This window comes from Lysinibacillus sphaericus, assembly GCF_006864135.1.
Classification (GTDB): domain Bacteria; phylum Bacillota; class Bacilli; order Bacillales_A; family Planococcaceae; genus Lysinibacillus.
Map to the genome: position 1 here is coordinate 280,645 of NZ_SADV01000003.1, position 12,228 is coordinate 292,872.

Below are 12,228 nucleotides of genomic sequence, written 5' to 3' on the forward strand. Positions count from 1 at the left end.
TCCATTCTGTTCAACAAGTTATAGCGGGAAATTAATCCTCTGTGTCATTTCCCGCTTCTTTCTTTTTTTCCCATTCAGAATATCCCTTTGGAGCAAAATTTCCTCCTTAATCATTCATTTGCATATATTTATCTTCATTAAACGTAACTGCATGAATGCCCTCAATAAAGGTATTAATTAAGATTAAGAAGCTTTTATTGATATCAAGTGGCAGCCCAAATCCCCCCATTTGTTCAATAGAAGTGAATCCATGTAGAATACTTCTTAATCCTCTGACCATATGAATTGCAATTTCCTCTTGCAAATTATAGGCAGCAAGCACTTGAAGTACAAGTTGCACGACAGCTTCTTGGGCTTGCTGTAGTTCTTGATCGTTAACATCCGGAAAGCGAGTGCTAGCATCGTATAACCCCGGGTGCTCTCTAACAAATTGAATATATGCCTGACTAATTGCACGAACAGCATCATCACCTGAACGTCCTACTGCAGCTTGAAGCATATATTCATTTAGTTTTTTTACGCCTTGAATAGCTAACTTCTGCTTCAATTCATTCAATCCATTAAGATGGTTATACAAGGAAGGTGGCCGTATTTCCAATTTTTCAGCTAATAGTCCAATTGAAAGTTGGTCCAATCCTTGTTCATCAACTAGCTCCGTTGCCTTTTGTAAAATAATCGATATATCTATTTTCATTCGACGGGACATTTTTTTCACTCCCTATTTGGATTGTCTAAAATTTTTTTCTGCTTCGGCTATTGCTATGTCCAAAAGCTCCTGTGGTTGCTTTAACATTTTCCCGTGCCCTACAGCAAGTAAGCTTGGATTTAACTCCCTTAATTTTTTTGCACTTATTAGAGCTGTGCTTTTATCCCATGTTGCAAGAGCAGGAAATGGAAACAACGGATTCATCACTCCCGATACTAGTAGTTTTCCTCTAGTTACGAGGGCATCACCAGCAATTAAACTTCTATTACGTGTATCAAAAAGAGTGATGGAACCAGGTGTATGACCTGGCGTTGCTATCACTTCTAATGAGCCAACACATTCACCTTCTTCGAGTAATAAGTCTGGTTTGGTTTTAATATTTTTTGGTATGCCCCCTCGAATTGGTGTATTTTTTTCATTTGGAAGTAATGCACTATTTCCTTCCAATAACAAAGCATCTCTGGAAGAAATGCACACCTGACAATCTGGTAATAATTCTTTTAACGTATCTAGAGCTCCTATATGATCACTATGTGCGTGAGTAATGATAATTCTTGTAATCGGTTTACCAATACTTTCAGCCGCTTTTATTATACTTTTTGCACTATATGGTAGGGCTGCATCGATCAGTGTAAGCTCGCTTTCTTCTTCTACAATATAACAATTAACAGGAAAAATCCTTGGCATAAATGACAATTGAAACACTGTACCATTCTTCGTAATCTTCATTCTAACTCATATCCCCTTTGTCAACTAATTGTATTACTATTTTAACTAATTCAATTAGTTTTCGCAATATTTATTTTTTTAGAAAAAATCTTTGAATTAAAGCCTTGAATAATCTTTAACTTTATCTCGCTCGTAAATTTAGTCATAAAAAAACTACACCACCAATTGTTAAATGCTGTGTCTAACAATTGGGGTGAAGTTCATTTCTCGGCTGCTTTTTATTCGCTTTAATAAATTTATAATTCAAGCTCGTTATTTTTGGACTGAATTATGTAGGAGTTATATGAGTCCCACTTATAGTGTCCTACATTAAATTCTTTTAGGTCAATTATATCCTTCAAATATTTAGGGACAGTGCAATGCCAGTTTAATTTTTCTATCTTAAGTGGAAAATTGTCCTCATTTGGATTAGGAGTATGTATATAGATAGCATCTAAACCAGCATCTTCGTCAACTATTTCAATCCACGATTGATATGGTTTTCCGAGTGTTTGGAGTTCATCTAATAAACCATACAATAAAGCTATATTTGCTTTTATATGTTCTCTTTTTATTTTCAAACTATTATTCCCAACCCCGTAAAAATCAAGATGGGTGTGCCATAAATCAAACCAACCTTCTTTTCCAAAGTCCAAATTATACCGTTCGGCTTTTGTCTCCCGCCATAAGTTACGGAAATAACGCTTTTTTCCACGAAACTTTTTCAAATAATTGTTCCTCCCGTTTAACATGAAGAGGAGACTCTTCAGTCTACTCCATATAGATGATGTCATTTATTGAGAAAGTTAACAGACTGTTGCTAATTGTATTGTTAGTTTCAATGCTAATCAACTTGTTTAAACGACGAAAATCATTATATATCAACAAATGAGAAGGGTCCAATTCGTATGCTAATTGAACTCCCAATTAAATTGTTAACCCGTTAATTTAAAGTAAGGTCTTTTAGCTGACCGTTAGTTTTCGCTACATAAAATGACACCTGTCATAAGGAACCTTTGACTGGTGTGAATATGTTTTTTCCTTTCGTTTTCTTATCATTATTGTAAGAAAACAAAGAAAGAGTGATTTTATGATGAAAGTTCAACAAAGATTACCCCTAATCGATATGTTACGAGGCTTTGCCGTATTAGGGACACTTGGCACAAATATTTGGATTTTTGCATATCTTGGAGACATTTCGTATATCACAACGAGTAGTTATTCAGGTTGGTGGTCATTGAACGATTTTCTACGAATGGCAGTCCTTTTTTTAGTAAACGGTAAACTCCTTGGTTTATTAACAATCATGTTTGGTGTTGGTCTGGAATTAAAATATCAGCAAGCTTTGCGAAAAGGAAATGTTTGGCCAGGCATGTATATTTGGACGATAGTCTTTTTATTTATGGAGGGTCTTATCCACTTCACCTTAGTTATGGAATATGATATTTTAATGAGCTATGCTGTGACAGCTGTTATCGTTGCCTTTATCGTCAAATTTGGTGACAAAGCGATTAAACGTGCGTTATACGTTTTTGGTAGTTTCCATGCACTAATGATTCTATTGATTTTAGTCGGCACATTGCAGGGTGGCGCTAATGTTTCCATTGTTGGGCTCGATCCAATCGTTAGTCTTTATGAAAATGGCACTTGGTTTGAGCAAATACAAAATCGTTTAACACATTTTCTTTATTTTAGAACAGAAGCTATTTTTATTATCCCCATGAATATCTTTTTATTTTTACTTGGTGTTAAGCTAATGAGGAATGGTGTATTTTTACAAGATGACAGAGGACGTCAGGCGCGTCAAAAGCTATTCAAAATCGGTATTTTTATTGGGATACCTTTAAATCTCCTAATCTTTATTCCTGGAGGAGTATTTGATTTACCTGTTCGATATTTATTTGCACCAATCCTATCTATTGGTTATATTGGAATATTAGGCAAAATGGTAGAATATAAGAAGCTTGATTGGTTATGGAAGAGATTTGGTGAGATTGGGAAAATGTCTTTAAGTTGCTATGTGCTGCAAAATATTATTGCATCTATTATTTTCTATGGCTGGGGCTTAGGTTTAGGTGGAAAATTAACTAGTATTGAAGTTATCAGCATTTGGCTAACCCTTTCCCTTCTACAACTTTTCATTGCACATATTTGTATCAAGCATTTTCATATTGGGCCAATGGAATGGGTTCGGAAACATGCCATTCAAAGTGTCACACAGAAATAATCACAAAGGGTTGGTGTGAACTATAAAGATTTATCCAAGAGATCAGTCAAAACGGTATTTAATTATCGATGTTGTATCACTCGTTTTTTTATTTACCATGGTATTAAGTTCGAATTCTCAATTACCGTTAATAGCTAAAATAATTATTCTTATGTTATTTTTAGTAGCCTTCTATGTTGCTTTATGGTTTAAAGATTGGCGTTTACTGTTAGCTTCTTTACTAGGCTTTACACTTATTATCATACTGGGTATTTATGAAGGATCTACTATGTTATTATTTGGATTTACATTTGCTGATTTAATTGGGAGAGCTCAAAAGAAATGGCATATTGCTATAGGAATGATTGCCGTTGCCTTAATGTTTTTTATAGTTATTTGGTTTGAATCAGGAGCATCTTATAAATTACAATTCCAAGCATTGATACCCATAATGATCATTCAGCTACTATTTCCAATGCTAATTTACTACATAGAAAAGTCCAAAAAATTACAATTGGAATTAACAGAGATAAATACCCAGCTTGTTCAGCAAGAAGAAAGACAACGTATTGCAAGGGACCTCCACGATACGCTTGGCCATACATTGACAATGATTAAAGTAAAAACCGAGCTAACTACAAAATTAGTCGATAAAGATACGATGCGTGTTAAAGATGAGTTAAATGATATTTTAGCAACAACACGAACAGCGCTAAAGCAAGTAAGAGAATTAGTTTCCGATATGAATTTTATTTCGTTAGAAAGTGAGCTTATTCATTGTAAGCAGCATTTACAAACAGCAGATATCTCCATAAAAATAAAAAATAACTGTCCTAAGCTACTACTAGCTAGTGTGGAAGAAACGATGCTGTCCTTATGTCTTCGTGAAACAACTACCAATATTATTAAACATAGCCAAGCAAAAAAATGCCAAATAGATATCAACTATAATAATGGGATTTTAAAGATAAACGTTGTGGACGATGGTATTGGCTTACATAACCAAGGCCATGGGAATGGGAATGGACTCTCATCGATGAAAGAACGAATGAATGCCCTTCAAGGAAATGCTTCCATTGACAATTTCCCGACAGGCGGAACGATTGTGACATTATCAATGCCAATCCAACACTATAAAAAGGAGCCAACTACATGATAAGAGTATTATTAGCAGAAGATCAACAAATGTTACGTGGCGCCTTAAATTCCTTATTGTCGTTTGAACCAGATATAGAAGTGATTGCAGAAGTTTCAGATGGTCAAACAGCGTGGGAATACATTCAACAAGAGCTACCCGACGTTTGCGTATTGGACATCGAAATGCCTAATCTTACTGGTCTTGAACTTGCTGAAAAAATAAGACAGGCAAATTTACCGTGCAAGGTGATGATTGTCACAACCTTTGCACGCCCTGGCTATTTACAAAAAGCGATGGATTGTGAGGTACAAGGTTATTTATTAAAAGATGAGCCAATCGACTATTTAATTGCAACAATAAGAAAAGTGATGAATGGTGAAAAAGTAGTTAGTAGAGATTTAGCTGCTACGTTATTTATGAAAGAACAGAATCCACTAAATGATCGTGAAATTGCTGTTCTGCAGCTTGTAAAAGAAGGACTCTCAACAAATGAGATTAGTAAAAAATTATTTTTAACGAAAGGCACTATTCGAAACTATTTATCTACCTCTATTCAAAAACTTCATGTCGAGTCTAGACAACAAGCTGTGCAAATCGCCAGTGATAAAGGGTGGCTTTAAAAAAAGAAAAGCGATACTGTATTCCTTATTTATAGGATACAGTAATCGCTTTTTTTAATGGACTTCTTTTTTATTTTTAGATACTAAATTTATTATTATTTCTACGAGTACTACAGCAATTAATGATAGCCCAAATAGTGGCATCAGTATACCTAAAATAATCATGAAGATGATAAAAGGAATGGATACCTTTTGAGAGATTTTAGGTGGTGCAGATAGCATACCTTGTTTCTTTCGCAGTAGCCATGTACTAATTCCCCAAATAATAACTACTAAAAACGCTAGACATACTAGTAAATTGATTAATTTATTTGGCCAACCAAACAAGTGACCTTCATGCAAAGGAATTCCCCATGTAAACCATTTGGCAAGAATACCATAGTCCTCATATCCAACCTTGTCTATATATTTTCCGCTATATTGATCAAAATACATTGTCGTTTCATCATACGGACTAACATCAAGCCCTGTGACACCAGTGTTACTAGATTTTGCAACTGTATAGACACCGTCTTCACTAGTAGGATAAATAATAGCGTATGGTTTTGATATATTCATTGCATCAATTTCATGTTGCAGCTTTTCCACACTCAGTTGGTTAGGGTTAGCAACATAGCCCATATTAGCCCCCATACCATGGTGCGCTGCATGTGCCGAATCTGACGATGGAGGGGTTTCTTGACGAGTAGCCCAGGGAATCTCACTGACATCAGATGTAGGTGGCTGCTGCTGTAATAACGGCGTACCGAAAGATGGATGATCTTGTGAAGCTTGATAAATATATTTCCCCATTAGTGCTGACCATGGTAAGCCTGTGAAAATAATAACAAGCATTGGAATTGTTATAATTGTTCCAACAAGCGCATGGAATTTTCTACTCTTTTGACGTTTATTTGTCTGCTTTGTTTTCTTTAGTATTTTTGCTTTAAACGTCATGTAAATGCCTGAAAATAGTAAGAAAATAGCCCAACAAGCCGCTAATTCTACTAAATAATTGACAACCGTTCCCCCAATAAATAAGGAACTATGGGCATTTCTCATAATATTTGCAAATGTGTAATCAGCATCTTGACCACCGATAATTTGGTTATGACTATCTAGGAACACATATTTCTCTTTGCCTTCTGCATTCTTCATCGATAAACGAGTATTGTAAGGCTCTTCTAGCTCTATAATTTTATTTGTTTTATAGCCAGCATATGAATCTTCTGCAAGTTTAACAGCATCATCAATAGATTGAACCTCGGTTTTTCCACTTTCACCAAAAAAGTATTTATCATATAACTGATTTTCAACATTGGTATAAAATAAAAAACCTATACCACTTAACGTTAGTGAAATAAGAAGTGGAGTAATAAATAATGCGGCATAAAAGTGCGTTCGCCAAAAGCTCTGATAAAGCGTGTTCTTCATGTCTAATTCTCCAATCTATAATAATAAGCGCAAAATTATTATATAGATAAAAAGTGAAATAAGTATGAAGTCCTAGAGGTTTTTTTATGACAAATAGATGTATTCCTATTGATATAATTAGATTAAACCCTTGTTTTCATAGAAAAGGCTACATAATGTCCCGTATGAGATAAACATTATGTAGCCTTTTAACCTTGGTGAAGACTATTAATCAGTGGGGATATTACGCCACTTTATCCAATTAGTTCTTTCATTACATTCGTATAAGCTGTTAAAATATCATTTTCATGAACAGCATTTTGCTCTATATACTCTTCAACTATCTCATTTAATGTTTGAGAAGTACTTGTATATTGCGTTTCCATGACTTCAAATTTTAATAGATTTTCATAATATTCGATTACTTGCAGATTCATGTGTAACACTCCTTCAATTTTAACATAAAAAAACATCTTTCCTTCATCAGAAAGATGCCTACTATGACAAATACACGACATAATACGGTGATTGACACGGCGAAAAAAGCTTTCTATTCGTTATAGAAGCTACCTTTTTTGCAATCATCGTACTATGAGCATGCAGGAGAATTTCTCTAGTCACACTCAACACCCCCTATCCACGTAGGTTTTTTGGTTGTACTAGATAAAGGCAGGTCTCCTGGCTTATGTTCATCACACTTTTCACCTTCCCATTACAATGCGTAACAGTGGTCTTTTGAAACATGCTCACATTTACAGTTGCGGGACAGCGTCGGATTTACACCGATCTTCCCTTTTAAACAAATCGAATTGCCGATTTGTACCTCTATCTTATTATTCCGTTTTTATTATTATACCATAGTACCTGTTATAATCGAGTACTTCTACCATCTATCTATGTTTTGACCGATCTCTCCATCCCTCAGCCTCTTCTGTAATTGTAGATTTGCTTTTGCTACAAAAATTTCGCTATATGAAGATAAAAAACTTGACCTCATAAAAGAAGTCAAGTTTCTCCTTAAAATGTAGATTGTTGTACTTGTTGACGAAGTGTTTTTGCTGCAGCTACCATATTCGTCAGTGCTGAGATTGTTTCTGGCTCCTTCCTTGTTTTTAAACCACAGTCAGGATTCACCCAAAATTGATTTTTTGATAAAACCTGTAAGCTATCCTGCATTATGCTTAGCATTTCCTTTTCACTCGGTACACGTGGACTATGAATATCATAAACACCTAGCCCAATTCCTTTTTCATACGGATTGACTTGCAGAGAAGAAATTAACTCGCCATGGCTACGTGACGTTTCGATGGAAATAACATCAGCGTCCAATGCACTAATTGGCTCGATAAAATCATTAAACTCGCAATAGCACATATGTGTATGGATTTGTGTTTCATCCTTCACGCTAGATGTAGCAAGTTTAAAAGCATTTACTGTCCACTCTAAGTACGTTCCCCAATTTTCTTTACGAAGCGGCAAGCCTTCTCGTAATGCTGGTTCATCAACCTGAATAATTGAAATGCCTGCAGCTTCTAGTGCTTCCACCTCTTCTCGGAGTGCCAAAGCAATCTGATATGTTACATCCTTTCGGGAAATATCATCCCGTACAAAGGACCAATTTAAAATTGTCACAGGACCCGTAAGCATACCTTTTATATAGCGTTTCGTTTGGCTTTGAGCATAGGCTGTTTCTTTGACTGTCATCGGTGCTTCCCATGCAACGTCACCGTAAATAATTGGTGGCTTCACACAGCGGGAACCGTATGAAACAACCCATGCTTTCTCCGTAAATGCAAAACCTGTTAGTTTCTCCCCGAAATATTCAACCATATCTGTGCGCTCAAATTCACCGTGCACAAGAACGTCGATATCTAATTCCTCTTGAATAGTAATCCAACGCTTTGTCTCATGTTCTACAAATACTGCATAATCCTCATTTGAAATTTGTTTCTTGCGCCATGCACTTCGTGTACGTTTGACTTCATCCGATTGTGGAAAGCTCCCAATTGTTGTCGTTGGGAACAGTGGTAATTGCAATGCTTGCTGTTGAATCTTTTGCCGTGCTTTAAAATCGCTATGGCGTTCAAAGTCTTGTATCGACACTGTTCGAACCGTTTTTTGAACATCTTTATTTTGGCGAATCGGATGATTTTTCAACTCTTCAATCGCCTTCATACTTTCCGATAGTTTGTAATTTGAGGGACTGTCTTGGCCCTGTAAATATTTTGTTACTTCCATGATTTCAACTAATTTTTCATCCGCAAAGGCGAGGGCATTTTTAAGAACTGGTTCAAGCTTAGTTTCAAGTGTGGTCGTAATTGGAACATGCTGTAAGTTACATGAAGATTGAATCCATAGTTCTTTTGCGTCACTAAGCTGTTCAATGGCTTTAATAGTTGAGCTAACTTCTGCTAGATTGGAACGCCAAATATCTCTTCCATTAATAATACCAACAGCCAATATTTTATCTTTTGGGAAGCCAAATTGACGTAATGCCTCCATATTTTTGCCGTAGCCATGCACAAAGTCTAACCCAATCCCACGAACAGGAAGTTTTACAATTGACTCATATGCTGATAATGATTCGAAATAAGTTTGTAGCATAATTTTAGCTTCGGGTACTGATGCAGCTAATTGTGTATAAATTTCTTGAACAAGTTTAACTTCCGCTTCATCTAATGTTGTGGCAAGAAGTGGTTCTTCTAATTGAATCCACTGTGCACCTGCATCCACGAGCTCCTTTAGGACCTGCGTATAAAGTGGTAATAATGCTAAAATAAATGTAATCTGCGATAGTTTGTCATAGCCTTTCGTTAATTTACAAAATGTATAAGGGCCAATCAATGTAGGCTTTGCAGTAATACCAAACGCTTCCTTAGCCTCTAAAAAATCTGCCAATATTTTATTTTCTGTTAATTGCAAAGCTTGTCCATCGTATTCTGGCACGATATAATGATAATTTGTATAAAACCATTTCGTCATCTCACTAGCCACGGCTTTTTTACTACCACGAGCTACCCCATAGTATGTTTGTAAATCAACTTTGTCTCCCTGCCAATCAAAGCGCTTTGGAACTAAGCCAAACATCATTGCCGTATCTAACATTCTGTCATAAAGTGTGAAATCTCCAACAGTTATCAGGTCTATTCCAAGTTGAAGCTGCTTGTTAATTCGGGCTAGACGAATATCCTTTAAGTTCTGCAAAAATTCACCCTCTGAAAGCTCATTTTTCCAAAAAGCCTCTAAAGCCTTTTTCCATTCACGATCTTCTCCGATATACGGATAACCAACTATAGTACTTGTATAAATCATGTTCATCTCTCCGATCCATTAAGTATGCCTCGGCATTATTGAGTCCGGAATCGGCCCTATGTGCTTAGGCCAGTATGAGGGCCGACACGATGTCGGTCATTTCGGTCTTCTTTCCGATTCCGTTACATCGGCCAGAGGCTTTAACTTCTAATAAGAAGTAAAAAAAAAGCCACTCTCCTTTTTTGGAAAATGGCTGTTATCGCAAATTAAAAATAGCTATGAAAAAACAATACGAAATTGTTACAAGATATCGCATGATTCTTTGTCGCACAGGGACGATACGGTCACATCTCACCACCTATTTCCACGTAGGTATTTGGTGTGTACTAGAAATTGGCAGGTCTCCTGGCTTCTCATCAACACGCCTCACAGCCTTCCCAGTTTCCCCAGTGGCAATTGTGATTTGCTCCGATATACAGTTGCGGGACAGCGTCGGATTTGCACCGACTTCCCTTTTAAGCCAAACTTTCATTTGGCACCAACTCTTACACATTATTTAATTATGTTTTACTATAACACATATTTTTCAGAAAAGTAGATTTATTTTTACATTTCAATCCAACACTTAGGAGCCCCACACATCTAATTACCAAAATACCCCTTGTAAACATAGGTATATTTTGTTATTTTTAAGTTAGTTATCTAACTAACTAATAACAATGGGGGTGTCAATGAATGGCAAAGCCTACTGGTATCGAAAAGTCAGATTTATTAATGGCTGCCAAGTACAGTTTAGTAGAAAAAGGGATTGAAAAATTCACCTTAAAGGCTGTTGCTGAGCAAGCTGGTGTGACACAAGGAACTATTTATTATCATTTCAAATCAAAAGAGCAAATCATTCTCGAAATAGTTCAAGACATCTGTGATAATTCTTGGCATGAGATTTTGACGACCGATCAAGAAATGATTCAATCTGCACTTCTTTCTGCAAAAAGTCGATATGAAGATGATGCCTTTTATCATAAATTATTTTTCACCTTAATCGTCTTTGGCTTTACGAACCCGACTATTAGACAGCAAATTGGACAAATTTTAGCGGCCGAAAATGAACATTTGCGTAATATTTTAAACAAATTATGGGATACATCACCAATTGATGGCGTGTCGATGGAAACTTGGAGCATTTTTTTCAACGCGCTAATTGATGGCTTGGCCATACAAGTGATGATGCGGGACGATTTCGATATAGATGTATTTTATCAGCAATTAGAAAAAATCCTTGAGACATTACATCGTCTAGGAAAATAATTAGAGGAGGAACACTATGCGATTCTTTTTATGCTGGGGTTTTGGGATTTGGTTTGTAGCAAGTGCCGTGTTTCGATTTATAGGGCATTACTTTTTTACCCTTAAAGAACCTCCCCTCATGATAGCTACTTACATTTTAGCTTTTCCAATCGTTTGGCTAGCGACAATACCTATTTATTCTATAAAAAAAATAAAAGGTACAGAGCGATTACTGGCTGCAATCTGCATCGCATTACCTGGAATGCTTATCGATGCAGTCGTTTTATTAGTCTTCGACGATATGTTTCCCAACTTATCGGCTGTCTTAGATCGATATTTCGCCTCATGGCTATTATGGGCTTATTCCCTAATTGTCATGACTGGTTTTACAAAGGCCACATTCGTGAGAAAAAAAACTATTCCTTCGTCAAATTAAAGGATTTGACAATATAAGCCTAGAAGTAAGTATCGATTACAATTAAAGGAGTGGGAAAAATGGTGATAGGCTTACATCACGTTCAAATAACAATTCCAAAAGGTGAAGAAGAACAAGGGAAACATTTTTACTGTCAAGTATTAGGACTACATGAACTTGAAAAGCCTGATTCGTTGAAAGGACGAGGTGGATTTTGGTTACAGGTCGGCAATAAAGAGGTACATGTGGGGACAGAGGATGGCTTTGATAGATTAACGACAAAAGCTCATATTGCTTATCAAGTTGAAAATATAGAACATTGGAAGAAGGTCTTAGCCGAACACCATATAGAAATTTTCGATTCAGTTCCTATTCCTCATTTTGAACGCTTTGAATTTAGAGATCCATTCGGTAATAGAGTAGAGATGATTCAAGAAATTTAAGGAAAACAGTTGACTGGAAGGCATGCTGTAAATCTTCAGCAAAGCAACGCCGTTTTAACAC

The 12,228-nt window shown here is 36.1% G+C and carries 12 protein-coding genes and 2 riboswitches; of the genes, 6 read left to right on the forward strand and 6 right to left on the reverse strand.

The genetic code is table 11. The annotated features are described in order from the left end of the window. Positions 1–106: 106 nt before the first annotated feature. The 3 genes from C7Y47_RS05640 to C7Y47_RS05650 form a co-directional block, all read right to left on the reverse strand. Positions 107–706, reverse strand: coding sequence for a TetR/AcrR family transcriptional regulator (locus C7Y47_RS05640; RefSeq protein WP_142507854.1), 600 nt, complete (start codon positions 704–706; stop codon positions 107–109). Positions 707–718: 12 nt separating this feature from the next. Further along, positions 719–1,435, reverse strand: coding sequence for an MBL fold metallo-hydrolase (locus tag C7Y47_RS05645; protein WP_185903409.1), 717 nt, complete (start codon positions 1,433–1,435; stop codon positions 719–721). 236 nt (positions 1,436–1,671) lie between these two features. After that, positions 1,672–2,142, reverse strand: coding sequence for a hypothetical protein (locus C7Y47_RS05650; protein ID WP_142507855.1), 471 nt, complete (start codon positions 2,140–2,142; stop codon positions 1,672–1,674). 365 nt (positions 2,143–2,507) lie between these two features. Here C7Y47_RS05650 and C7Y47_RS05655 point away from each other — a divergent pair, with 365 nt between their 5' ends. The 3 genes from C7Y47_RS05655 (at position 2,508) to C7Y47_RS05665 (ending at position 5,378) form a co-directional block, all read left to right on the forward strand. Then, complete coding sequence (locus C7Y47_RS05655; RefSeq protein WP_142507940.1) at positions 2,508–3,641, forward strand: DUF418 domain-containing protein; 1,134 nt, start codon at positions 2,508–2,510, stop codon at positions 3,639–3,641. A 151-nt stretch (positions 3,642–3,792) separates the two neighbouring features. Further along, positions 3,793–4,776 carry a sensor histidine kinase gene (locus C7Y47_RS05660; RefSeq protein ID WP_255505024.1) on the forward strand — a complete coding sequence of 328 codons (984 nt, stop codon included), beginning with the start codon at positions 3,793–3,795 and terminating at the stop codon, positions 4,774–4,776. Next, positions 4,773–5,378, forward strand: coding sequence for a response regulator transcription factor (locus C7Y47_RS05665; protein ID WP_142507857.1), 606 nt, complete (start codon positions 4,773–4,775; stop codon positions 5,376–5,378). The genes C7Y47_RS05660 and C7Y47_RS05665 overlap by 4 nt, the downstream gene beginning before the upstream one ends. 54 nt (positions 5,379–5,432) lie before the next feature. On the opposite strand, the gene C7Y47_RS05670 is transcribed toward C7Y47_RS05665, so the two are convergent. The 3 genes from C7Y47_RS05670 to metE form a co-directional block, all read right to left on the reverse strand. Continuing rightward, positions 5,433–6,791, reverse strand: coding sequence for a PepSY-associated TM helix domain-containing protein (locus tag C7Y47_RS05670; protein WP_142507858.1), 1,359 nt, complete (start codon positions 6,789–6,791; stop codon positions 5,433–5,435). A gap of 233 nt (positions 6,792–7,024) precedes the next feature. Beyond that, the gene (locus C7Y47_RS05675) at positions 7,025–7,207 is read right to left on the reverse strand and encodes a hypothetical protein (RefSeq protein ID WP_142507859.1); all 183 of its coding nucleotides are present in this window, start codon (positions 7,205–7,207) and stop codon (positions 7,025–7,027) included. A 214-nt stretch (positions 7,208–7,421) separates the two neighbouring features. Next, a riboswitch (cobalamin riboswitch) is annotated at positions 7,422–7,612 on the reverse strand. A 175-nt stretch (positions 7,613–7,787) separates the two neighbouring features. After that, entirely contained in the window at positions 7,788–10,082 is a 2,295-nt protein-coding gene (gene metE, locus C7Y47_RS05680; RefSeq protein WP_142507860.1) for a 5-methyltetrahydropteroyltriglutamate--homocysteine S-methyltransferase, read from the reverse strand. Positions 10,083–10,400: 318 nt separating this feature from the next. Further along, a riboswitch (cobalamin riboswitch) is annotated at positions 10,401–10,580 on the reverse strand. Between the two features lie 177 nt (positions 10,581–10,757). Between metE and C7Y47_RS05685 the strand changes: the two genes are divergently transcribed. From C7Y47_RS05685 to C7Y47_RS05695, 3 genes are read left to right on the forward strand one after another with little or no spacing between them, the layout of a single operon-like run. Then, on the forward strand, positions 10,758–11,330 hold the full coding sequence (locus C7Y47_RS05685; RefSeq protein WP_142507861.1) for a TetR/AcrR family transcriptional regulator: 573 nt from the start codon (positions 10,758–10,760) through the stop codon (positions 11,328–11,330). 16 nt (positions 11,331–11,346) lie between these two features. Next, the gene (locus C7Y47_RS05690; RefSeq protein ID WP_142507862.1) at positions 11,347–11,745 is read left to right on the forward strand and encodes a DUF5367 domain-containing protein; all 399 of its coding nucleotides are present in this window, start codon (positions 11,347–11,349) and stop codon (positions 11,743–11,745) included. Between the two features lie 59 nt (positions 11,746–11,804). After that, entirely contained in the window at positions 11,805–12,167 is a 363-nt protein-coding gene (locus C7Y47_RS05695; protein ID WP_142507863.1) for a VOC family protein, read from the forward strand. Positions 12,168–12,228 lie beyond the last annotated feature (61 nt).